At 60.8% G+C, this 24,222-nt stretch carries 18 protein-coding genes; 6 read left to right on the top strand and 12 right to left on the bottom strand.

What is annotated here, in order from left to right:
* Window positions 1–5: 5 nt before the first annotated feature.
* Entirely contained in the window at window positions 6–950 is a 945-nt protein-coding gene (locus tag BLV41_RS18925; RefSeq protein WP_044578272.1) for an ABC transporter ATP-binding protein, read from the top strand.
* Window positions 947–2,542 (top strand): ABC transporter permease, encoded by a 1,596-nt coding sequence (locus BLV41_RS18920; protein ID WP_139244395.1) that lies wholly within the window; start codon window positions 947–949, stop codon window positions 2,540–2,542. Before BLV41_RS18925 ends, BLV41_RS18920 begins: the two co-directional genes overlap by 4 nt.
* On the opposite strand, the gene BLV41_RS18915 is transcribed toward BLV41_RS18920, so the two are convergent.
* Complete coding sequence (locus BLV41_RS18915; protein ID WP_162265791.1) at window positions 2,543–2,827, bottom strand: DivIVA domain-containing protein; 285 nt, start codon at window positions 2,825–2,827, stop codon at window positions 2,543–2,545.
* A gap of 171 nt (window positions 2,828–2,998) precedes the next feature.
* Here BLV41_RS18915 and BLV41_RS22625 point away from each other — a divergent pair, with 171 nt between their 5' ends.
* Window positions 2,999–5,518 carry a LuxR C-terminal-related transcriptional regulator gene (locus BLV41_RS22625; protein ID WP_083360872.1) on the top strand — a complete coding sequence of 840 codons (2,520 nt, stop codon included), beginning with the start codon at window positions 2,999–3,001 and terminating at the stop codon, window positions 5,516–5,518.
* Between the two features lie 10 nt (window positions 5,519–5,528).
* Here the strand turns inward: BLV41_RS22625 and BLV41_RS18905 are convergent, their stop codons facing one another.
* Window positions 5,529–7,469 (bottom strand): penicillin-binding transpeptidase domain-containing protein, encoded by a 1,941-nt coding sequence (locus BLV41_RS18905; protein ID WP_074712931.1) that lies wholly within the window; start codon window positions 7,467–7,469, stop codon window positions 5,529–5,531.
* A gap of 82 nt (window positions 7,470–7,551) precedes the next feature.
* On the bottom strand, window positions 7,552–8,040 hold the full coding sequence (locus tag BLV41_RS18900) for a MarR family winged helix-turn-helix transcriptional regulator (protein WP_044578285.1): 489 nt from the start codon (window positions 8,038–8,040) through the stop codon (window positions 7,552–7,554).
* Between the two features lie 88 nt (window positions 8,041–8,128).
* Here BLV41_RS18900 and BLV41_RS18895 point away from each other — a divergent pair, with 88 nt between their 5' ends.
* On the top strand, window positions 8,129–10,363 hold the full coding sequence (locus tag BLV41_RS18895; RefSeq protein ID WP_083361000.1) for an MMPL family transporter: 2,235 nt from the start codon (window positions 8,129–8,131) through the stop codon (window positions 10,361–10,363).
* On the opposite strand, the gene BLV41_RS22170 is transcribed toward BLV41_RS18895, so the two are convergent.
* The 3 genes from BLV41_RS22170 to BLV41_RS18885 all read right to left on the bottom strand — a co-directional run bounded on the left by BLV41_RS22170 (window position 10,349) and on the right by BLV41_RS18885 (window position 14,795).
* Window positions 10,349–10,486, bottom strand: coding sequence for a hypothetical protein (locus BLV41_RS22170; protein ID WP_170835501.1), 138 nt, complete (start codon window positions 10,484–10,486; stop codon window positions 10,349–10,351). The two genes, BLV41_RS18895 and BLV41_RS22170, sit on opposite strands and share 15 nt — an antisense overlap.
* 377 nt (window positions 10,487–10,863) lie before the next feature.
* Window positions 10,864–13,092 carry an HNH endonuclease signature motif containing protein gene (locus BLV41_RS18890; protein ID WP_074712929.1) on the bottom strand — a complete coding sequence of 743 codons (2,229 nt, stop codon included), beginning with the start codon at window positions 13,090–13,092 and terminating at the stop codon, window positions 10,864–10,866.
* Window positions 13,093–13,208: 116 nt separating this feature from the next.
* Window positions 13,209–14,795, bottom strand: a complete 1,587-nt coding sequence (locus BLV41_RS18885) for an ABC-F family ATP-binding cassette domain-containing protein (protein ID WP_074712928.1) — start codon at window positions 14,793–14,795, stop codon at window positions 13,209–13,211.
* 204 nt (window positions 14,796–14,999) lie between these two features.
* Between BLV41_RS18885 and BLV41_RS18880 the strand changes: the two genes are divergently transcribed.
* Window positions 15,000–16,202 (top strand): MFS transporter, encoded by a 1,203-nt coding sequence (locus BLV41_RS18880; protein ID WP_244516970.1) that lies wholly within the window; start codon window positions 15,000–15,002, stop codon window positions 16,200–16,202.
* 202 nt (window positions 16,203–16,404) lie between these two features.
* Here the strand turns inward: BLV41_RS18880 and araA are convergent, their stop codons facing one another.
* The 4 genes from araA to BLV41_RS18860 form a co-directional block, all read right to left on the bottom strand.
* A complete protein-coding gene (gene araA, locus BLV41_RS18875; RefSeq protein ID WP_074712927.1) occupies window positions 16,405–17,925 on the bottom strand; it encodes an L-arabinose isomerase in 1,521 nt (506 codons plus the stop codon).
* A gap of 34 nt (window positions 17,926–17,959) precedes the next feature.
* Window positions 17,960–18,649: an L-ribulose-5-phosphate 4-epimerase gene (locus BLV41_RS18870; RefSeq protein WP_074712926.1), complete on the bottom strand. Its 690-nt coding sequence runs from the start codon at window positions 18,647–18,649 to the stop codon at window positions 17,960–17,962.
* Window positions 18,646–20,349, bottom strand: coding sequence for a ribulokinase (gene araB / locus BLV41_RS18865; RefSeq protein WP_074712925.1), 1,704 nt, complete (start codon window positions 20,347–20,349; stop codon window positions 18,646–18,648). Before araB ends, BLV41_RS18870 begins: the two co-directional genes overlap by 4 nt.
* 265 nt (window positions 20,350–20,614) lie before the next feature.
* Window positions 20,615–21,652, bottom strand: coding sequence for a LacI family DNA-binding transcriptional regulator (locus BLV41_RS18860; protein WP_074712924.1), 1,038 nt, complete (start codon window positions 21,650–21,652; stop codon window positions 20,615–20,617).
* Between the two features lie 26 nt (window positions 21,653–21,678).
* Here BLV41_RS18860 and BLV41_RS18855 point away from each other — a divergent pair, with 26 nt between their 5' ends.
* Entirely contained in the window at window positions 21,679–22,638 is a 960-nt protein-coding gene (locus tag BLV41_RS18855; protein WP_074712923.1) for an aldose 1-epimerase family protein, read from the top strand.
* 17 nt (window positions 22,639–22,655) lie between these two features.
* On the opposite strand, the gene BLV41_RS18850 is transcribed toward BLV41_RS18855, so the two are convergent.
* Together BLV41_RS18850 and BLV41_RS18845 are read right to left on the bottom strand one after the other, a co-directional pair.
* Entirely contained in the window at window positions 22,656–23,033 is a 378-nt protein-coding gene (locus BLV41_RS18850; protein ID WP_074713442.1) for a VOC family protein, read from the bottom strand.
* 318 nt (window positions 23,034–23,351) lie between these two features.
* The gene (locus BLV41_RS18845) at window positions 23,352–24,221 is read right to left on the bottom strand and encodes a PRD domain-containing protein (RefSeq protein ID WP_074712922.1); all 870 of its coding nucleotides are present in this window, start codon (window positions 24,219–24,221) and stop codon (window positions 23,352–23,354) included.
* Window position 24,222: the final 1 nt, after the last annotated feature.

Here is a 24,222-nt window from a genome sequence, read left to right as displayed (position 1 = left end):
CAATTATGTCCTCGCATTCTTCATCTGCCATCACCGGCCACACCAGCCCTCTGGCCATCGAGGTCTCCGGGTTGCAGAAGCGATTTGGCCGCACCACGGCCTTGTCCGGCCTGGATCTTAGCGTGGAACAGGGAACAGTAGCCGGATTCCTGGGCCCCAACGGTTCCGGGAAATCAACAACGATCCGCATCCTGCTGGGCCTGTTAAGGTCCGACGGCGGGACGGCCCGACTGCTGGGCGGCGATCCTTGGCGGGACGCCGTCGAACTTCACCGGCGCATTGCCTACGTACCCGGGGAGGTCAGCCTATGGCCCAACCTCACGGGAGGGCAGGCCATTGACATCCTCTCCCGCTTGCGCGGCGGCGTGGACAATGCCAAGAAAAATGATCTGCTGGAACGCTTTGAGCTGGACCCCACCAAGAAGGCCCGCAGCTATTCCAAGGGGAACCGTCAAAAGGTGGCGCTGGTTGCCGGCCTGGCTTCCAACGCCGAGCTGCTGATTTTGGATGAACCAACCTCGGGGCTGGATCCTTTGATGGAACAGGTCTTTACCGCGTGCATCCGCGACACCAAGGCAGAGGGCCGCAGCGTTCTCCTGTCCAGCCATATCTTTGCCGAGGTTGAAAAACTCTGCGATACCGTCACGATCATCAGGGACGGCAAGACAGTGGAGGCTGGACGGCTCGATGACCTCCGGCATCTGCGCCGCACTACCGTGTCCATTGTCCTGGACCGGGATGCGTCCGTGTTGGCGCAGGTGCCCGGCATCAATGACCTGGTTGTTGACGGACCCAAAGCCAGCTTCACGGTTGGCGAGAGCGAACTCGGCACAGTCATGCTGGCGTTGTCGGCCTATTCACCCGGATCGCTGGTCTCGAGCCCGCCGTCCCTTGAGGACTTGTTTCTGCGCCACTACAGCGCAACTAGAGCCACTGCGGCCACGCGATGAGTACCTCAACCATGACAGGATTTGCCGCCTGTGTCCGTTTCATCCTGCGCCGCAACTGGATCCGGCTGCTGTTATGGGCGGCCATCTTGGCCATCATGATTCCTGTTGTCTACGATTCCCAACAGCAGGCGTTCCCCACGCAGTCGGCACGGGACGAGTATGCCCAGATAGCCAACACACCCGCCGTGGCAGCTATGACTGGATTGCCCTACGCCGCCGGATCGCTGGGCGGAATCCTGGTCATTAAGATTTGGATGACCCTGGCTGTGGCCTTGGGTTTTGCCTCGATTTTCCTGGTGACGCGCAATGGCCGGGCCGATGAGGAGGCCGGGCGCACCGAATTGCTCCGATCCGCATCTCTTGGTCGGCACGCCTACAGCGTGGCAAACTACGTGGTGGTTGGCGCACTGAGCGTGGTGACCGGGGCACTGATCTCATTGCTGTGCCTCGCGGCTAATCTTCCCGTGGCGGGATCGCTCGTGATGGGAGCCTCGATTGCAGGAACCGGGTTGATGTTCATGGGCATTGCCGCCATCTGCGGACAGCTCAGTTCCACGAGCAGGGGCGCCAACTCCCTCGGCGTGGCCATCATGGCCCTGTTTTACTTCATCCGTGCGGGAGCCGATTTGCAGGCCAACGGGATGCAGGCAAGTCCGCTCAGTTGGTTCTCCCCCATCGGCTGGGCGCAAAACATGCGGGCCTTCGGACAGGACACATGGTGGCCGGTGCTTGCGATTGTGGGATTGACCGTTCTTGCTTGTGCTGTTGCGCTGCGGATCGAGAGCCGCCGCGATCTTGGCATGGGGCTCCTGCCCGAACGTCGCGGACCCGCGGGGGCGTCTGCTTTTCTGGGCCACCCGGTTGGCCTTGTCCTCAGGTTGCAGCGCGGCAGCCTCATCGGCTGGCTTCTGGGCGCAATGGTGTCCGGCTTGTTCTTTGGCGGCGTAGCCCAAGCAATGACCAGTGTTTTGGATCCGGCCAACCCGTTTGCCCAGTCATTTGTGGGCAGCTCCGCCACCATGCTCGACGGCGTTCTAGGCCTTTTCATCTTGTTCAACGGCCTCCTTGCGGGAGCGTTCGCCGTGCAATGTCTAGCCGGAGCACGCAGTGAGGAGGCCAGCGGACGACTCGAATCCCAGCTTGCCGGGGCTGTCTCACGAATGCGGTGGCTCACCGCCCAGGTGGCCGTGGCAGCCATCGGCTCTGCCGTGATGCTGCTTCTGAGCGGGTACCTCACAGGTGTTGCGTCCAACGGTGCTGCAACGGGAGGGCAGTTGGCTGCGGCCTCCTTTGCATACTGGCCGGCCGTGTTGGTAATGCTGGGCCTAATGCTGTGCTTGCACGGCATCTTGCCGCGCCTAAGCGTGAGTTTGTCGTGGGCGGTCTATGGAATTTCGATGGGTGTGGCCATGTTTGGCGGGTTGTTCTCGTTGTCCCAGACCGCAATCAAGGCAACTCCCTTCGGCGCCGTGCCGCGCCTCCCGGCCGAGAGCCTGACGATGACGCCCCTCGTTGTCCTGACAGTCATCGCCGCGGTGCTTGCGATATTGGGTTTCTGGAGTTTCCGCACCCGCGATGTCACAGCGGAATGACTATCGCGACGCGGGAGGTTCTCCTGATTCGAACGTGTTGAGTGCGGCCGCCGCCTCATCAAGGAAGGCGTCCACTTGATCTTCGACGTAACCGGAGCGGAACTTCGTCAGCGGAAACCTTGCCTCCATGATGGCCGCCGCAGTCAAGGCCCCAGGCTGGCCAGACTCCCATGCGCTCAAGGACCCGCGGATCTGGTCGAGGAAGGTGTCCACCTCCTGCATGGAATAACCTTCCCGGAATTTCGTCGTGGAGAACTTGGCGTTGATGACCTCGGAGCTTTTCATGGTGCTGCCTTTACCCTCTGGCGGAGCGTCATTGATCCGCATCCATTGCTTCCCGCCAACCCTAATCCCGAACCCGGCAAAAGTCTTCTTCCCAGAGCCAACAGGCATCTAATATGAAGAAGTTCCACGATGAACGGTTTAGACTAAAATTTCGGCCTGGTAACTTGCGGCATGAATCAAATTGAATCCTGGAGCATGGTGGTAAGAGGCGTGGATTGCACAGCGCCGGGACGCGTTTTGCGAACCCGGCTTTTCCCTGTGCTCGATGCCCGGATTCCCAATATCACGGTCATAACGGCGCCTACCGGTTTCGGGAAAACAACTTTGCTGCGCGGGTGGGCGCTCCAACTGCCAGCTGATGCTCCAGTCCAGTGGATCAATCTTGCGGAGGAACCTGTTTCCCTCACATCATTTTGGGAAACGGTCGCCGTGGATGACGCCGAGACAACCATCATCATCGACGGCTATGAAAATGTTGGGCGTCTTGGTCCTGTTGTGGATCGGAGCATCCTTGAACGGGCCGCAGCCAACTCCCTCACCAAATTCATTATTTCCACCTGCAGCAGCACCACGTTGACGGAGCCGCGCCATCGGATGCATGGGAGGGTGGCTGTGCTCCATCACACGGATTTGGCCTTCACCATCGATGACATCCGCCTTCTGGTGGCCACTCATCTACCAACAGCCCCAGCCTCGGTGGCCGGCAGCATTTATCGTGAAACTGCAGGGTTTCCGCTGGCCGTTAGCGGTATGGTGCTGGCACTGGCTTCGCTCGAGAAGATTCCCGCCGATCACAGCACTCAATGGCGTTCATTGGTAGCCGAGGATCTGACACACCAATTTTCAAACCCGGGCATGCTCAAGTTTGTTCAGGTCACTTCCGTGGCGCCTTATTTTGATTCCGCACTTGCCAAGAAGTTATCCAAAATTGGTGATGTTGCGGCGTTCATTGATGAGCTGGAGCTCAAAGGTTTTGGCCGCTGGAATCCCTATGCCACGAACCGCCCGGTGTTCGCCTATGTGGAATCTATTCGCACTATTTTTGCCACGGAATTCAAACAAGCCCACCCGAAGCAATTCCTGCGAGCTAACTCGGTCACGGCAAAATGGTTCCGCGGCAATTCGGATTATGAAGACGCATTAACCTTCGCCGTCCATGGCAAGAATTATGAACTGGCCACCGAAATCATCACAACCTTGTTCATCACCAGCCCTGAGAGCTACATGAGCGATCAGCTGGCAAATCTGCTCCGCACCATTCCCCTCAAAGCGCTGCGGAACAATCCCATCTTGGCTTTCTCCTTGGGGCTGGCGTACTCCAACAATCCATTGATGGCTGAATCCGCCAATGCGCTGCTGGAGGCGGCCTCCGATTCCTTGCTTAAGCCAAGTCTCGGTGAGAATTCCCGGAACAGGTTCATGGTGCACACCATGCGTGCTGTGGCCCTGCGCCAGATTGGGCGCTATCAAGAAGCGGCCGAGGTGGCCCAAACCGCCCTGTTCAACGCTGGACTCATGTCCGCCGAGGAGCGTGATTCACTGCATGGCTACCTTGTTCTAGCACTGCGCCACCTGGGATTTTGTCTCTTCCAGGCGGGCTTGGTGGAGGAATCCGTTCCGGTCATCAACGCAGCCGTTGCTGCAGCTGCCGCGCAGCCGTCGATTAATTATTCCCTGTCTTTTGCCGCCGGCATCCACGCTTTCATGGGATCCAACGCCGCGACGCAGCAGGCTTTGGAGATGACCGATCCCACGGGTTGGCCACTCGACCACGATGCGTCGTATCTGAACGTCCTGGGTACAGCGGGCAAGGCGATGTGGCTCATTGACCGGAGTGACTATGAGGCGGCTGAACAACTGCTGGCTCGTTCTGAGCATTTCTGTGCCCGCACAGAATTCTGGCCATTCACCACCGCCGCCATGATGCAGGCCCGGCTGGCCTTGGGCCACGGCCGCCGCGAAGCCCAGCGCCTGGACGCCTTGCTGTCCCCGGCTGAACGAAGCTTGGGCGCCCAAAACTCGGGGATCGGGAAAAACCTTGGCACCGCGGCCATGCACAACATGCTCGCTATCTTGTGGCTGTCAGCAGGCCAACCGCGCAAGGCGGCAGCCGTCCTGAATGAATATCCCCACGGCCACCACCATGTTGCCCCTGCACGCATGTTGCTGCATTTACTCACGGGCAATGCTACGGCTGCAGTGAGCGAATACTCGGTCGCCGTCGCGGCCCAAGGAAACACTCCACGCACACGAGCAGCACTTCACATCCTGGGCGCGGTCGCTTCGCTGCGATTGGAAAGTCCCGCGAACGCGCTCAAGCTCCTGCGCAAAGCCTTCATTGTTTTCCAAGCCACCGGAGTCAATACACACCTGATGCTCATACCGGCAGAAGACCGCGCGCCCTTGCTCGAGCTGGCCGAATCCTCGGGTGACTGGGAGATTGTTCAGATGCTCAGCGCCAAAATTCCAGCAACCTTGAGCAATATGCACCTGCCGGCTGAGCTCTCACCCCGGGAGAAGTTGGTGCTCGCGCAATTGGTGCACCACAGCTCTATTGACGAAATTGCCGGCGCCCTCTTCGTGTCCAACAACACCGTCAAGACCCAGCTGCGCAGCATCTACAAGAAGCTGCGTGCCGGGTCCCGCGCTGAAGCCATCGCAAAGGCACTTGAGCTAGACCTTTTGAACTAGCCTGGTGTGCCTAGCCTGCAGCGGCGGCCAGCATGGTCTTCGCCAACGGTCCGCCCGTGACGGCTCCCAGATCGCCGTCTTCAACGAATACGGCCACCGCAATGTCGCCCTGGGCCGCAATGACCCACGAGTGTGTGCGTGGCGGGGTGTCATTGCCGTATTCGGCGGTACCGGTCTTGCCGATGGCCTCAGCACCGGGCAGATCAGCCAAGTTGTCCAGGTATCCGTCCGTAACGACGGCGCGCATGAGGACACGCAGGTCCGCGGCTTCCTTGGCCGTCAACGCCGCACCCTCGGCGGGTTTGACCTTTCCGTCGCGCCCGTCGATCAGGACCGGAGCCACCACAGATCCCTTGACCACGCTTGACATCAGGGAGGCCATTGCGAGCGGTGAAACAAGGATCTTGCCCTGGCCAATCATGGAGGCCGCGTGCTCGGTGCCGGCGGAATCGCGTGGCACCACTCCGGTAAAGGCATCCAGGCCAAGATCGTTGGTCATGCCGATGCCGAGTGCACCTGCCGCTTCCGCCAGCTTGTCCTGGCCCAGCTTTTCAAATTGGCTCACAAAGGCCGTATTGCAGGAATGTGCCACGGCCGTTGTCAGCGGCACCTCCCCCGTTGCCTCGACCGCGTAGCCCGGTGCATTAAGAAACTTCTTTCCATCCGCCGTGTACTGGTCGGTGCAGCTCACGGTGGAGGCCGGGTTCATGCCCAAGCGGAACAGTCCAAGCGAGGTGGCGATCTTGAAGGTGGACCCGGGCGCATACTGACCCAGGAACGCGGTGTTGTAGCCGTTGCTGTCCGGACCGTTGGCCGAGGCCAGAATGGCACCCGTGGACGGACGCATGACCACGATCGAGCTGGGCGTCTTCACACTGCCCAGTGCATCCTCGGCCGCGCTTTGCAGCCCGGGCACAAGAGTGGTTTTCACGTCCTTGCCGTCAACGGGTGCGCCGGAAAAGAGTACCTTGGCGGGTGACTTGGGCGTGGCATCCTCGGTTCCGGCGTCGTCCGTGGGAGCAGCGGTGCCGGTACTCGCCGGCGCAGCTGCGACGGCGGTGATGGTGACCCCGGGCGTGCCCGCCAGCTGGGCGTCGAAGGCCGCTTGGAGTCCACCAGATCCTACAATCTGGCCCGAAACCACCTTGCCCTCGGACTTTTCGATGTCCTCGGCTGTGGCCTCATGAACTGTGCCCAAGAGAGCCGCGGCGAAGGTGCGGGAGGGGGCCAGCGGCAGGGTTCCCGGTGTCGCCAGAACGCCGTTGATCGCCTTGAGCTTTTCCTGATCCAGCGCCTTAAAGGCTTCTTCCCGCAAGGTGAGTGCGTCAACAAAAGCCACTGGACCATAGGCCTCAACCTTGGCTAGATAAGCGGCGACATCAACATCGAGCAGGGTCGCCAGGGCCTCGGCAGAGCTTTTCGCCGCTTCGGGAGTAAGGCCATCCTTGTTGATGCCTACGGTTCTCACGGGGAGATCTTTCACGATGGCCTCGCCATTGGCCGAAAGGATGCTGGCGCGCTTCCCATACTGGGTGTCGATAGCGAGGCGTTCACCGGCAGCGAGCTCGGGTTGGATCATCGTCGGAGACCATGTGACGGTCCAGGAATTGCCTTTGCGCAACATGTCGGCACTTGTAGCGTAGGTCCACGGCTTCTCGAGATGTGGAAGCGCCCAGGAATAGTTCAAGGACACGCGGGCGGTGTCATCAGTTACCTCGACTCCGCTCACGGTCACGGCCGGCCATACGGGGTCGATGCCCTCTGCCAATTCGGTCAGTTCCTTTTGAACCTCGGCCACTGGTGTATCAAAACTGAGATCTCCCACAGTGTGGGATGAGAGCGCTTTAGCTAGCGCATCCGCGGTTGAGGTTCCATCATCAGGAGCCGAGCAGGCAGCACCGCCGAGAACCAGGCTGAAGGCAAGCAAAAGAACTGTGACACGGCGAAACATAGGCTCCCTGACGTAGTTTTGTCACCCACCCTACCCACATCTTCGCTTGTTCCCTGATTCCTCATGGCCGCGTCGCGCGCGGCTATCCGGCCTCGTTCACATCCTCTGGCCCTTTAAGATGGGCCGCGGCCACGGCCGTAGCCGTGGTCATTTCGTCAAGAAATCGCTGAACCAGGGCCAGTTCGGCGGGAGTGTAGTTCGCAAGCGCAGCGCCCATCTCGGCCGCCAGCGGCGCAAACAGTTGACGGCCCACACCGCGTGCCGTGTCGGTCATGGCAAGGTCTACCTGCCGTCTGTCACTTTCGCTCCGGTGACGGGTGACGTGGCCGGATCTCTCAAGCCTGTCGACGAGGGCGGTGGTTGCCGGTGAGCTGAGATTCAGGGCATCTCCCAGACGTCCCGGTGTCATCCCGCTGCCTTGGCGGGTGGGACGGATCAACAGACCCAAGGCGTTGAGATCAGTCCGGTGCAGGCCGTGCAGGGAGGCGACTTTATCGACATAGCGGTCAGACTCAAGAGTGAATTCGCGCATGCTTACGAAAAGTTGCGCATTGGGGTGTGGAGACTTCATGGCTACAATCTTCCTCTACCAATGAACATCCCGTTAATATTTTATCTAGATTGTCTAACTTCTCTACTGTGGAAGTATTATGGGAGGCATGAAGAACACCGACTGGTCTCCCAAACGCTGGCTCCGAATAGCTCTTCCCGCGGTCTTGATAATTGTCTGGCTCATGGCGGCAGGTCTTGGCGGACCCACCTTTGGCAAGATCTCCGACGTTTCCACCAACGACCAAGCCAGCTTCCTGCCTGCCAGTGCGGAATCCACGGTGGCACGTGAGTGGCAGCTGAAGTTCGTGGACAGTAACGTAATCCCGGCCGTGGTGCTGCTAACGAGCGAGGAAGCACTGACGCAGGAACAGTTGGGCGAAATCGCTGGCCTGTCGAAGAAGCTGGGAGGGGTTGGCGGCGTACAGGAACCGGAGGCACCAGCCACGACCAGCATTGCCGGCCCGATTCCCTCCGAGGACAACAAGGCCGTGGAGTTCCTGGTCCCCATCGCTGCGACAGGTGAGATCAAGGAGGTCGTGGGTGAACTTCGGGAGACCTTAGCGGCCTCCACCCCGGCAGGTTTGAGCGTCTACGTGACCGGCCCCGCTGGACTCACCGCCGATCTGGTCAGCGCCTTTGGCGGGATCGACGGTGTGCTGCTGCTAGTAGCCCTAGTGGCGGTTTTCATTATCTTGTTGATTGTCTACCGCTCTGTGGTGTTGCCACTTTTGGTCCTGTTTACCTCGGTGTTTGCCCTATGCGCCTCTATTCTTGTGGTCTACTACATGGCCAGTTGGGACTGGATCAAGCTCAGTGGGCAAAGCCAGGGCATACTTTCCATCCTGGTCATTGGTGCCGCCACCGACTACTCCTTGCTGTTCGTTGCGCGTTTCCGTGAAGCCTTGCATCAGGTCGATTCCAAGTGGGCCGCTCTGGGCCGGGCATATCGTGGCGCGTGGGAACCCATCGTGGCTTCGGGTTCCACGGTCATCTTGGCCATGCTCTGCCTTTTGTTCTCAGATTTGAATTCCAACCGCAGTCTCGGCCCGATTGCGGCCATCGGCATCCTCTTCTCCCTGCTTGCCGCGCTCACCTGCCTACCTGCTCTCCTCGTCGCCTTTGGCCGGGGATCTTTCTGGCCCTTCATGCCCAAGGTCGAATCCGGGCGCAACCACAAGCACCATGCCGACGACACGGCTGGCATGACCGAGGAAACGGCCGCCGACATTGGACGCGGCCTGGCCGGAGTGGGTGGTATTTGGCGACGCATCGGCCTGCTGATTGCCCGGAAACCACGCATGACCTGGGTAGTCACCCTAGTGATCCTGCTCGCCGCAAGCTCAGGAATCCTCCAGTTGCAGGCCAACGGGGTGTCACAAACGGAGGTCATTCTTGGCCAGAGCAACGCGGTCGACGGCCAGCGCGCACTTGCCGAACACTTTGACGGAGGCAGCGGCAGCCCTGTCCTCATCGTTGCGGACCAGGCGAGCCAAGACCAGGTTCTGGCCGCGGTCGAAGGCACCGAAGGCATTACCGAGGCCAGTGTTTACAAGGGAGGCGGCCGCCCGGACCCTGCTGCCGAACCCGTGGTCAAGGACGGCCGCGTGCTGATCAATGCCACACTCAAGGACCAGGCTGACTCCGAGTCCGCCGAACAGGTGGTTGTTGAACTCCGCAATCAATTGCCAGCCATCGATTCAAGTGTCCTGGTGGGCGGGGTTTCCGCAATCGCGTTGGATACCAATGTCACGGCACAAAGTGACTTGTTCAAGATTGTGCCGCTGGTTTTGCTGGTCATTTTCCTGGTCTTGATCGTCCTGCTGCGCTCCATTGTTGCCCCGCTGCTGTTGATTGTCACCGTGGTGCTGTCCTATGTAGCCACGATGGGCGTCTCGGCATTGGTGTTCAACCACGTGTTTGGCTTCCCCGGGGCCGACGCCACGGTTCCGTTGTTTGGCTTCGTTTTCCTCGTGGCCCTTGGCGTGGACTACAACATTTTCCTCATGACTCGGGTTCGTGAGGAGTCCCTGCTGTTGGGTACGCATGCAGGGGTTTTGCGTGGCTTGGGAAAGACGGGCGGGGTCATCACCTCGGCTGGCGTGGTGCTGGCGGCAACCTTCGCAGCACTTGGCATCATCCCGTTGCTGTTCTTGGCTCAGTTGGCGTTCATCGTGGCGTTTGGCGTACTGCTGGACACCGTGATTGTCCGAACCTTGCTGGTTCCGGCGCTTAGCTACGACCTCGGCGACCGTGTGTGGTGGCCAGCCAAGTCAACAAAGTTCGGACAAGGTTCGTCAGTTCCGGCCACCGCTCCCGAGCCGTTTGAGTCAGCCCAGCGCTAGTCTCGCCTCGGCCTGAACGTAAGTGCCGTCGTCGTGGGCTTCAATGGACGACGGCGGCACTTTCGCTTGGCGGCGAACGCGCGTATCGGCCAACTGGATCGGGACAGCATCTTGCGCGCTCACAGCGGTGCTCTTTGTCCTTGGTGGATTCCTCGGCCTGAACCAGGCCGTAACCGAACCGCGGCCTTCCAAACGCCCACCCACACGTTCCACGAAGTGCCCGGAACCGTAACTGAACTGGGACACCACAGGGGATCCGGCAGCAGAATTCTCTACGTGGACTTCAAGACTGTCACAGGCGACGCCGTCCAGCAGTTGCCCCTGGTGAGCCTTACAGCGTGTCTGGACGGATCACCGTCGCCATTTGGCGGCTGGGCGGCCGCTACGTTCCTGGGCTGGCTGTCCGGGATTTACGAAATCGGGGCAAGAAGTCCCGCGGTAAAAAGCCCGGCGGCACTCGACTGCCCAAAGTTCGGTAGTCAAGCCGCTCTCCGACCCCTCTAAATCATCCACCGGGGCTGGCCCTCGTTGTGCTCGGCGTCTTTGCGCAGCCTCGTGATGCGTTGCCAGGTGATGCGTTTCTTCAGCCATCTAGGGTATTTCGTTGGCTGGGCTTGTTCTGCCGGGGGTGGTTCGTAGGCTCCGGTCGGGGTGATCCATCCGACCCGGCCGTCCGGGGTCATTTTAGGGGTCCAACCACGAATCCGGATCCCTTCCCGCTGGGGTTCCCTGAATCGGCGATAAACACCGTGCTTGTCCTTGTCATCCTTGAAGTGCTTCAGCCCATGATGCTTCTTACACGCCGGGCGCACATTCTCCAGCGTGGTCTTCCCACCTCGTTCAAAGGGCATTAGGTGATCGAACTCGGTATCCATGATTGGATTCGGACAGTTCGGGTAATAACAACTCCCCGCCATGGCCCGCAACACCTCACGCTCCGCCTCTCGAAGCGTGTACCGCTCCGGACTCAAAGGCAGCATTTCACCGGTCACCGGATCCGTCAGCACCCGCAGGAACGTCGAGGAACCAGCCAAGAGCTTCCTGGCAATATCGGCAGGGACCGGCCCACCCCCAGGGCCAACGAGTTCTCCTGGTTCATCGGTGAGGTCCAACAATCCTAAGAACGGGACCGTCACCAGCACGATCGTTTCCGGCAGTGGCGGACCCGCCACCATACCACCATCCCTCAGTTCCTTGAGCTGGTTCAGGTAGTCCCGCCCGGGATCCTCCACAATCCCGTCAATGACCCCGTCCACAAACCCGGAATCATCCCCCATCACCTCGCCAACCAGCAGCTCATCCACATCGGGCTGGTAGCAGGGGGCCTCGGGCTCATCGGGTGGCTGCCCGCGCAGAGGCTTGGCCACGGGCTCGCCGGGCCAGTGGCCCGACGGTTCGTCGGGCGGTGCAGGTGGATCAGCAGCAGGGCTGGCCACATTCGAGCCACCACACCAGGCACCATTCGCGCCGCCAGGGGCATTGTTCGCGTCGCAACCGCCACCCGGGACGGGCTTCCATCCGGTCGGTTGCTCGGGGTCCTTGTGCGCCCAGCCGGGTTCTTCATCAATTAGCGTCACCCCGCCGAAGCTCACACCACCTGTGTCCTGCCCACTGAAGCCTTGACCGGCGCCGTCATGACTACCGCTGCGGAAGACACGCCCGCCAGCTGTCTCGTTCGATGGATTGAACGTATCGGCGCTGGAAGTGTCGTGGTCCGTGGAGGTGGGGGTGGTGTAAGTATTAGCCGGTAGGTCTTGGCCCATCAGCAACTGGGCCGCAACATCAACACGGAGCTGACCTAGAGTCCGGTGCTCCAGCAAATCCTCCCTGGTTCCCACTTCCCCTGTGGCGCTTGGACCTGCTTCATTTCTTCTCGCGTGGTTTGCGGCGCGGTGTTGGCGGCGGGCGTCGTCCTTGATCGCCCTGGCGATCCTCGTACACCGGGCCATGATCGATTCCGCCGCGACCGTGGGTAGATAAAACGTCATCCATGACATCCCATCCCGGCCTGACTCGCAACTCATCCTTCGCTGGGCGAAAGCTTTCTTCGTCCGGATGCTCATAGACGCCGGAAACAATGATTCCCGGGCCCTGCGTGCTTTGGATGCGAACCCGGCCGCCGTGGTCCCCACCGCCAACCCCAACAACCTGGCCTCGAACCTGGCCACATCCTCCTCGGTGATGCCCGGGGTTTCATGCAGGGTGGTGATTTCATTCATCACGATGCACGCGTGCCGCCAGGACAACACGCCGGATTCCAACGCCCTAAAGGTGCCCGGGCGGTGCCGCAACAGATCAATACTGTGATGCACCAACGCCGCGGCCGTGACCTCAGGGATGCGTAAAACCAACGCCATGTTCGATATCGCGCTGGTCTCGGCCATGCCTGACTGCCAGGGATCCAGCTCCATGGCAGCAGCCTCGACCGAGGCCGCGCCCATGATGCGATCCATCAACGATGCCTTGCACGCGGCAAGAGCATCCTCCAGGCCCTTCATCGCGGATAACGCGACCATCCCGGCGTCGTACACACCCTGGGCGACCACCAACCGGGTCAACGGCTCAAGAACCGGCACTGGGAACGGAACCAGCCCCGACAATCCCGCCAGGGCGGGATTGTCAGGGCCAAAGGGTTCAATGGAAGGAAGAGTAATTCCAGCGAGCAGTCCAGCCACATCCTGTGTGGCTGGATCGCCCCGGTCCTCGGGGAAACACTCCCGACTACTCATAAAACAACCCTAAACGTACCGTTACCTAAAAGCAATATTTACAGGAACAAATATTCTATAGTTTTGTTGCAAAGACCGGGCTTCAGGGTCTCGGCAGGATCGACCACCACGCGGGATTAGCCGCCTGTAACGGCCACCACGCCGGGGTTGTCGGCGTTGAACACCAGCTTGCGGTTGGCAATCTTGTCGGTAAAGAACCTATCGTGGCTGACAACGAGCACGGCGCCAGGGAAGTGCAGGAGGGCCCGTTCCATGACCTGGGTGCTGGACATGTCCAGGTGGTTGGTGGGCTCATCGAGTACCAGAACGGAGGCGCCCGACAGCAGGCACTGGGCCATGGCTACGCGGGCGCGCTGGCCACCTGACAGGTTGCCGATGCGCTGCTTCAGATCGGCCTCGGAGAATTGGAACATGGCCAGGAATCTGTTGACCGACTTCTTCGTGGCCGTCAGGGCCAGACTGTCAGGCATGGCGTTGACGGCGTGTGTGACGGTGTCGTCGGGATCCAACTCATCCAGGACCTGGTTGTAGGAGACCAGTCCGCCGCCCTTTGCCCAGGTGACGTAACCGGAATCTGCTGGCTCCTCCCCCGTCAGGGCACGCAGCAGGGTTGACTTGCCGGAACCGTTGGAACCTAGAACCACAATCCGGTTGCCTCGACGAATTTCAAAGCTCAGATCACCGAAAAGTGTCCGGTCCCCATATGACTTGGTCAGTGACTCCACCCGGCACAGCACGTCCTTGACGTGAAGGCCGCCATAAATTTCGGTGATGATCTTGTCAACGGGCCGCGGTGCGCGGGACTTCTTGATCTTTGAAAGCTTGGAATCCAGACCCTTCGTCGCGGCTTTCGCAGCCTCGCGCCGGTCGGAGATGCCCTCGGCTTCAAAGGCCAACAGCTCCGACTCGTGCACGAACTGGCTTTCGAGCGTCTTGAGCCGGAACTGCTTGGCCACCACATACTCAGCAAAGTTGCCCGGGTACTCGTGCAGGTGGAAGTTTTCCAGCTCGATGATCCGGGTGACGACGGCGTCCAGGAACTTGCGATCGTGCGAGACGATGATGGCCGCACCCTTGAAGTTCTTGAACCACGCCTCCAGCCATTCCACACCGGCCACGTCAAGGTAGTTGGTGGGCTCATCCAGGAGCAGAACGTCGGGGGCTTCGAGCAGGATCTTCGCAAGGGCAGCACGGTTACGCCAGCCGCCCGATAGATCGTCGATGGGGCAGACGCGGTGTGCCTCGTTGAAGCCCAGCGTGGTGAGTACCTTGTCGATGGAGCGCTGGTAGTCCCAGCCGTCCAGCCGGTCCATGTCCGCAAAGAGTTCGGACTGGCGGTGGATGAGTCGGTCCATCTCCGCCTCGGGCTGATCGACGGCGAGCGCGGCATCGATCAGTGCCAGCTCGGCTTCTATCTCCAAGACGTGCGCAAACACTTCTTCGAGCACCTCAATGATGGAGGATGCCCCGTTGAGCTCGGAGAACTGGGAGAAATAGCCAATCTTGGTGCCCAATTCCACGGCGACTGTGCCGGAATCGGGTTCCACCTGGTCCATGACCAGTTTCAGGAGCGTGGACTTACCTGAACCATTGCGCCCGATCATGCCAACCCGGTCTCCAGCCTCAAGTTTAAAGAACGCCTCCCGGAGCACCTGCACCTTATCGAAGCGCACGGAAACGTCATTGAGGCGGATCAAGCTCATGGGTGAGGTCCTTTGGTACAGAGTTGTGGGGCAGGAAAAACACCCGCTTCCACTTTACCGTCCGGCCAGGACCGGCCGATTCTGCCAGCAACCCCTCGGAGCTTGAGGAGTCCCTGACGGTACCCCTCACAACAGGGACTCCCCCGCAGCCGGTAAACACTGTTGACTGGAGCCAAGCCCACCAACAGAAAGCCTCCCACCACCTTGACCTCTGTATCCACAACCTCGGCGCACAAGAACCTCACACCTGCAGGGCGCAAGTTGCCCTTGGCCCCGCTGTTGATCATGGCGTTCATGGGTTTCATCTTGATCGCAACCGAGACCATGCCTGCTGGTCTTTTGCCACAGATCGCAAACGGGCTGAGTGTGGCGGAGGGGACCGCCGGCCAGTTCGTGAGCGCCTACGCTTTGGGCACTGTGGTGCTAACGCTTCCCGCCATGGCATTGACACGCGGCATGGCCCGCAAGCCGGTTTTCATCGTCGCCATCCTCGGCTTCTTCCTTGCCAACACCATTGCGGCGGTTTCCTCGGATATCGCGCTGACGCTGGGAGCACGTTTTGTCGCCGGAGCTTTCTCTGGCTTGTTGTGGGGCATGCTGGCCGGATATGCACGCCGCATCACCGCGCCTGAGTTGGCGGGGCGGGCACTCGCTATTGCCTCCCTCGGCACCCCGCTGGGCTTGGCGGTAGGCACGCCCTTGGGTTCATGGCTGGGAACAGCCTTTGGCTGGCGCTGGTCCTTTGGCATTCTCTCGGCCTTGGCGGTCCTCGCCGCAGTCCTCGCGCTCATCATCGTCCCCAACGCGCCGGGGCAGCGCGCCGAATCCCAAATCCCCATCCGCAAGGTGTTGGTGATCCCAGGAGTTGCCGCCATTTTGTTGGTCATCTTCGTGTGGATGATTGCGCACAACACGCTCTACACCTACATCGCCCTATATCTGCGCGACGCCGGCATGACCCTGAGTATTGATGTGGCGCTCGTTGTGTTCGGCGCGTCCGCACTGATCGGCCTCGGGATTACAGGTTCGCTCATCGACCGAGCACCGCGCCTCGTGGTGTTGGCCAGTATCGCGCTTTTCATGACCGCAGGAGCGATCTTCACGTTGGGCAGTCACTCGGTCATCGCCGTGCTGCTGGCATTGGTTCTGTGGGGCATTGCCTTCGGCGGAGCTGCACCGCAATTGCAAACCGCCATCAGCGTGGCTGGCGGCGAGAATGCCGACATGGCAAACTCGCTGCTGGGCGTCGCCTTCAATATCGCGATCTTCGCCGCCGGTGTTCTCGGCGCATTCCTCATCACGGCTTACAACGGCATGGTTCTGCCCCTGCTGATGATTGGCTTGGGTGTTGCTGCGCTGGCCATCGCAGCAACCGCCCGACGTTCGGGTTTCCCCTCGCGTTCCTAGCAACCTGAGTTCGCCGGTGCGTGTGTCCAAAAGTCCGACGTCGTCAGTCGCCTTGCCGACAACATCTCGCCCCGCGCTTCACTCGCCCCGGACTGCCCGTGCCGAATGTTCAGCGTTCCCTAACTAACAATAGAAAAGCGGCGCCCGTCCAGATGAACTGGACGGGCGCCGCTTTGTTTCCACCAGCTGGAGAACCGAATTTTTAGAAGCCCTGGGCCAAGCGGTAGTAGGCCTGGTTCCAGCGGATCTCACGGACAAATCCGCGCTGGGTGGTGTCCTCATCAATAACCAACAGCTCAGCCTCAAAGATGTCAGCAAAGTCCTGGAACGCTTCGATGCCCACGGCCGTGCTCATGACTGTGTGGTGCGCGGCGCCAGCCTCAAGCCAGGCAGCGGCCGAGGTGGCGAAGTCGGGCAGCGGCTTCCAGACGGCGCGGGCGACGGGAAGGTTGGGCAGCGGCTCATCCAGCGGAACCACCTCAACCTTGTTGGCCGTAAGCCGGAAGCGCTCACGCATGTCTGACAGGGCCACAACAACACCTGCTCCGGGATCGGCGTCGAACACAAGGCGGACCGGATCTTCGCGACCACCGATGCCCAGCGGGTGCACCTCGAGGGAGGGCTTGCTGGTGGTCAGGCTGGGGCAGACCTCGAGCATGTGGGCCCCAAGAATCTTCTCCTGGCCGGGGACCAGGTGATATGTGTAATCCTCCATCAGGGAGGCCCCTCCGGGCAGACCCTCGCCCATGACCTTCGCTGCACGGATCAGCACAGCCGTCTTCCAGTCACCCTCGGCGCCGAAGCCGTAACCGTCGGCCATGAGTCGTTGCACGGCCAAGCCGGGAAGCTGGCGCAGGCCGCCAAGGTCCTCAAAGTTGGTGGTGAAGGCACCAAAGTCGCCGGCTTCCAGGAAGCTGCGCAGGCCCAGCTCAATCTTGGCACCGTAGCGCAAGGAATCGTGGCGTTCTGCACCGGGGTGGAGTTCGGGCGCCACGTTGTACAGGCGCAGGTATTCGGCAATCAACTCATCAACATCCGCCTCAGAGGACGCATCGACGGCCTCCGCGAGTTCGTTGACGGACCAGCTGTTCACCGAGACGCCAAAGCGGATTTCGGCCTCGGTCTTGTCTCCCTCGGTGACGGCAACGTTGCGCATGTTGTCACCAAATCGGGCAACCTTCAGGGTCCGGATCTGGGCCACCGCGGCGGCAGCGCGCGTCCAGGTGCCGATCTTTTCACGGACGAGCGGGTTGGACACGTGGCCCACCACGGTCTTGCGGCTGATGCCCATGCGTGATTGCATGTAGCCAAATTCGCGGTCACCGTGTGCGGCCTGGTTCAGGTTCATAAAATCGAAATCGATCTCGGCCCACGGCAGCGCCACGTTCGCCTGTGTGTGCAGGTGAAGCAGGGGCTTGTTGAGTTCGGAGAGTCCGCGGATCCACATTTTGGCGGGCGAGAACGTGTGCATCCAGGCGATGAGCCCAATGACCTTGTCATCCGCATTCGCATCAATGGCAGCTCGACGGATGGCCTCGGAATCCTTTAGTACGTCCTTGAAGACAACCCGTACGGGAAGCTCTGTCGATTCCTGCAAGGTCTTGGCGACTTCGGCCGACTGTTCGGCGACTTGGCGGAGGGTTTCCTCGCCGTAGAGGTTCTGGCTTCCCGTCAGAAACCAGACTTCATAGCCGGCCAGGGAGTTGTTGAGCTGCAAAGACATTTTCATTCCTTCGAAACAAGAGGTGGTTTGGGGGTTACTGTCCGTAGACGTTTTGGTAGCGCTGGTGCAGGCTGTCGATGTGCGCGCCGTCGATGGGGATGGTGGGGCCGAGTTCACGTGAAAGGTGCACCGTACGGGCCACTTCCTCGCACAAGACGGCGGCCTTCACGGCAGCCTTGGCGTTGGCGCCGATCGTGAACGGGCCGTGGTTTTGCATGAGCACTGCCGGCGATCGGGAGCCCTCCAGCGTCTGAACAATGCCGCGGCCAATGGAGTCATCGCCGATGAGGGCAAACGGGCCCACGGGGATTTCACCGCCGAATTCATCGCCCATCATGGTCAAGACGCACGGAATGGCTTCGCCCCGTACGGCCCAGGCAGTGGCATAGCTGGAGTGCGTGTGCACTACGCCACCAACCTCGGGCATGTGCCGGTAAACGTAGGCGTGCGCGGCGGTATCGGACGACGGCGCCAGCGCGGGATTGCCCCACTCGCCATCCACGGGGGTTCCGTAGAGGTCGGTAACAACCATGGATTCCGGCAACAGCGCGTCGTAGTCAATGCCGGATGGCTTGATGACCATCAGGTCCGCGCCGGGCACCCGGGCGGAGACGTTTCCGGCGGTCCAGACGACGAGTTCGTAGCGGACGAGCTCTGCATGGAGCGCGCACAATTCTTCACGGAGCGTTGCAATGGCGGCACCGGTTTCGGCTGCGTAGCTCATGCGTTCACCCCTGCTCGGATCAGGCCTGTGGGTTCGACGGCAACCTTTTGCGCATTGCGGGCGATCGCCTTGAGCCTGTGCATGACCTCATTTGCGCCACGGCCAAAGTAGTCGTGCAGCAGGCTGTACTCGGCGAAGAGGGCGTTGTAAGCAGCAACATTTTCCGCGATGGGGCTGACAACAGCCTTGTTCACGCTGCCCATGGCCTCCGAGGCCGCCATGATGTCCGGGTACAACCCTGCAGCCACGGCCGCGTGGATTGCAGATCCCAGTGCCGGACCCTGGTTGGAGCCGATCGTGGACAGCGGCAGATTTAGCACGTCCGCGTAGATCTGCATGAGCAGCTGGTTCTTCATGAGCCCGCCGGCAACGATGAATTCAGTTACGGGAACGCCTGCGGCATTAAACGTCTCCACAATGACACGGGCTCCGAATGCCGTTGCCTCCAACAGTGCCCGGTAACCATCCTCGGGACGGGTCGCCAGGGTCTGGCCAACGACTACGCCGGAGAGCTCGTGGTCAACAAGGACCGAGCGGTTTCCGCTGTGCCAGTCCAGTGCGACCAGTCCATGTTCGCCAATGTTTTGTCGCTCGGCCAGTGAGGTCAGGTATTCGTGGATACCCAGGCCCTGTTTGGCTGCCTGCTCCAGGTAGCTGGCCGGAACCGAGTTTTTGATAAACCAACCGAAGATGTCACCCACGCCGCTCTGGCCGGCTTCGTAGCCGTACAGTCCGGGGATGATGCCGCCGTCCACAACGCCACACATGCCAGGCACCTCGCGCAATTCGGCGGAGCTCATGACATGGCAGGTCGAGGTGCCCATGATGGCCACCATCTGGCCCGGGTGCACGGCTTTGGCAGCAGGAGCCGTGACGTGAGCGTCAACGTTTCCTACGGCAACCGGGATCCCCTCAGGCAAACCGGTCCAGGCCGCTGCTTCAGCACTGAGGCGCCCGGCAACATCGCCAAGGCTGACGATGGGGTGGTCCACCTTGTCCACGACGAATTGGCCAAAGTCAGGATTCAGCGCTGTCAGGAATTCAACGGAAGGGTAGTTGCCGTCCTGCAGGATTCCCTTGTAGCCGGCCGTGCAAGCGTTGCGGACGTAGCAACCCGTAAGCTGCCACACAATCCAGTCGGCGGCCTCCACCCAGTGATCCATGGCCGCATAAACCTCAGGAGCTTCTTCGAGCATCTGCAAGCCCTTGGCAAACTCCCATTCCGAGGAAATCAGCCCGCCGTAGCGCGGCAACCAACTTTCCTTGCGTTCCCGCGCGAGCTCGTTGATACGCTCGGCCTGGGGCTGCGCCGCGTGGTGGCGCCACAACTTCACAAAGGCGTGTGGCTCGCCAGCCCACTGCGGAAGTTCGCACAACGGCGTCCCGTCATTGGTGGTGGGAACCATGGTGCATGCCGTGAAATCGGTGCCAATGGCCTTCACATCGGCCGGGTTGATCCCCGCCTGGGCAATGGCAGCCGGAACCGCCTGTTTGAGCACCTGCCGGTAATCCTCCGGAACCTGCAACGCCCACTCTGGGGGCAATCTGTCCTGAGACCCGGGCAGTGAGCGCTCAACGACTCCATGCGGGTATTCCACCACGGCGGATGCCAGCTCGGCACCATCGCTTACCCGGACAACCACCGCCCGCCCGGACAGGGTGCCGTAGTCAATCCCGATGACGTATGAATCCTGCGTCATGATGCGTTCCTCTCAACCAATGCAACCGGCACGCCTCCTTTGGCGGCCTGGAAGTAAATCTATTGTGAACGCTAACAATACCGAATATATGTTGTGAGTCAAGGGTTTGATGGATCTGTTGCGCCGCCCGAATACGGCTGGCTGAGGTCAAGATTGCCAGCCGGCCTGTGAACGCTAACAATAATAACGAAGGGCATTCGGCTGCATTGAAGAGTGAAAAGGCGCCCGAAGCTGACGAGAATCGCTGAAGGTTGGGCGTTGCGGCCTAGCTGCGGGTCAGGGCCGTTGGGCGCAGGCCGGTACTGCCCCGTACAACGAGGTGTGGCTGGATACGCACGGAGAACAAGGGATCGTTACCGGCGATTCCATCCAAGAGCATGCCTACGCAGCGCCGACCCAATTCAGCAAAATCCTGCCGGATGGTTGTCAGCGGCGGGTAGTAGAAACCGGATTCGGGGCTGTCATCAAAACCAACAATGGAAAGATCGCGGGGGAGCGTAAGCTTGCGTTCATACGCGGCTCGCATGACGCCAAGGGACATTTGGTCGTTGGCAACAAAAACGGCAGTGCATTCACCGTTGTCAATCAGGGTTTTGGCCGCTTCGTAACCGGATTCGGCGCTCCAATCACCCACCAGCAATGGTCCCGGTTCAAGTCCTGCACTGGCCAAGGCTGCTTCCCAGCCGCGGCGCCGGGCCTGCGCATCAAGCCAATCCACCGGCCCCATGATGTGGGCAATCTTGCGGTGCCCCTGATCAATCAAGTGCTTGGTGGCCAGGTAACCGCCGCGCTGCTGGTCAACGCCCACGTTTTGAACTCCAGCGGCACCGATATCGCCAATGGCAACCAAGGGCACCCCCGGGCTCAACCGCTCAATGGCTCGCACAATTTCTTCCTGCGGGGCAATGACCACAAGCCCGTCCATCTGATGAGCCAGGTGATATTCAACGGTGTCCATGATGGCCCGTTCACTCACGTCCGGCAGCCCCACCGTGTTGACCGCGTAGCCCGCGGCATGAGCGGCCTCCTGAATACCCAGCAAGATATGTGCCGGACCAAAGTGCTCCATGTTGTGGGCAACCACGCCCAGAGTTTCGGAACGGCGGGTCACCAGCGCCCGCGCGGCCGTATTGCGCCGGTATCCCAACTCGGCGATGGCGGCTTCCACCACGACGCGCGTTTTGGCGCTTACATTGGGATGGTTGTTGATCACCCGTGAGACCGTCTGATGTGAAACGCCTGCCTTGGCCGCCACGTCCGCCATGACGGGCGGGTGTGCATTTGCCGACGCATTTTCGCTCATAACCACATTCTCGCAGAGGAGAACGCATGCACAGCAATTCCACGCGCCCGGTTTCTGGAACGCAAATAGCCCTGACGTCCGGCGACTACCACGCGGTGATCGCCTCGGTGGGCGCATCACTGCGTTCATTGAGCCACCGCGGACGTAATCTTGTGGTCCCCTTCGAGGCGGCCGAGATCCGCCCCGGATACCGCGGCGCCAACCTCGCCCCGTGGCCCAACAGGATTGCCGACGGCGCCTACACCTTTGGCGGCGAGCGTCACCAACTACCCGTCAATGAGATCGACAGGCTGACGGCACTGCATGGGCTGGTCATCTGGAACGAATGGAAACTACTGAACCAGTCGCCGCACAGCGCAACGTTTGGTGCCGTCATCGAACCTCAAGAAGGGTACCCGCACCGGTTGGCGATCGAGGCCGCCTACACCCTCAGCGAGGAGGGTTTGGCGTGGCGCATCTCGGCCACGAACATAGGTGTGGGCACAGATCCGGCGCCCTACGGCGTCGGGCCTCACCCATATTTGGTGGCAGGTAACGGAACTGTTGACGGGTGGACGTTGGAGCTGCCGGCGTCGCAGGTCCTCAGCGTGACGCCGGAGCGCCTGCTTCCCACCACAGTTGATGACGTCAGAGGCGACCACGGCGGATACTTTGATTTCCGGCACGGGCGGGAGCTGGGCAGCACGGAGATCGACCACGCCTTCACAGGTCTGCACACCACCACAGCTGGCGAAACGAGTGCAAACGAGGTTGAAGTCAGGGTCATGGCGCCCGAAGGCACGGGCGTCGTGATGCGCTGGAACGCGGCGGTTCTGCCCTGGGTTCAGATCCACACGGCGGACAGGCCCGAACCCGGGCTGAACCGGATCGGGCTGGCCGTGGAACCCATGAGCTGCCCGCCGGACGCCTTTAATTCAGGCACCGACCTCATCAGCCTCTCCCCCGGAGAACGGCACGACGCCCAATGGATCATCGCCGCCCTTTAAATTGCCCTTGGCGGCAATTAGCCGTTGGGGCGGTTGGGCAGATACTGCACCGCCCACTTGTTGCCGTCGGGGTCGGCAAAGTACACGAAGTGCCCCCACTCCAACACAGCGATGTCGCTGACCTCCACACCGTTGGCGGCCAGTTGATCGTGAGCTGCCTGAATGTCGCTGACCACCATTTGCAGCATAGGTGCGCTACCCGGCTCGGCCTCCGTAAGCCCTTCACCGATGGCGATGGAGCAGGCGGAGCCGGGCGGTGTCAGCTGCACAAAGCGGATTCCACCGCCCGGGCGCTCGTCGTAGTCGGCATTGAAGCCAACCTTGTTTACGTAAAAATCCTTGGCCCTGTCCACGTCGGAGACAGGTACAAATACAAGTTCCAATTTCCAGTCCATGCTCAGAAACGCTACCCCGGTGGGCGCCATTCGAACAGAGCTGAGAACGAATTCGACTAGCTGCCGCAAAGGGCGCCTCAATCCATTGGATCGAGACGCCCCGTGCAGAAAACTTGGTTAGGTGTCCAGGTCGCGTGCAATCAAGGCAGCAGGACGGGCATGCGGCCAACAGACGATTCCACAACAACGGTTTGTGTGCTCATTCTTAGCACTCCTTGAAGAGAAAAATTAGGACAATAGCCGCTAGCCTCGGAGGCGGCCTGTTGGCATTGCACCAGTCAAGGTGCGGCGGCCGGGCCATTTCGGCAGAAACGAAGACTACGCCCCGGTCATCTCCACATAAAGCCGGCTGGTGTGCAGCGCTAGGTAGGACACCTCGTCGTCGCCTAGCTCACGCCTGAGGGCGGCGCCGATCAGCTTCGCAACCTCAAGGGCGGCGTCGGCCGCCTCGGGGTAGGCCTGGCGCACGGACGCCAACACATCCACCTTGATGGTGGTGGAACTGGTTACCTCGGCCGAGGGTGCAAACAAATAGCGCAGGTGCGTCACGAAGCGGGCGGCGCTGAGGGCGTTCTCGTCAACATTCTTCTGCCACCGCACTGACAAAAGCGTGAACACTTTGGCAATGGTTTCCGTCATGGACACCGTCTTGGAGAAATCAGACTTGCCCCACTGCTGGTTGACGAAGTGCAGCGCAAACGCCACCCATTCCTCATCCTGCAGCTGCACTCCCAGGCGCTGCGCAATCAGATCCACCACGCGGCGCCCCAATTGCCCCTCGGCGGGGTACAGCTGGGATACCTCCCACCGAAGCGGGAAGTCCACCTTGATGCCCTCACGGGCGCGCTGCACGGCGAAGACCAGGTGATCCAGGACCGGCACCATCAGCGACTGCCGCGGCTCCAGCTTCAGCTCAGCCTGGGCCATCGCCACAATCTCTTGGACCAGCTCGATCTGCTCCAGCGGGGCATCACTGAGCACCCCCGCCACATGGCTGGCGGCGTAGCTGCCGTCAGGCACAAACCGCTGGTCCGCGACGCCCAGGTCAACGGGCTGGCCCGCCTTGTGGTTAAATCCGATGCCCTTGCCAACAAGCACCATTTCGCTACCGTCGTGAAGCTCGGCAAGAAGGACGTTGTTGTTGTAAACCCGCTTGATGGTTGCGGGCCCGCTGCGGCTCAGGTCCATG

Source organism: Arthrobacter alpinus (assembly GCF_900105965.1).
Lineage (GTDB): Bacteria > Actinomycetota > Actinomycetes > Actinomycetales > Micrococcaceae > Specibacter > Specibacter alpinus.
Note: the sequence above shows the minus strand (reverse complement) of the source record. Positions and strands in the feature narration are given on the sequence as shown.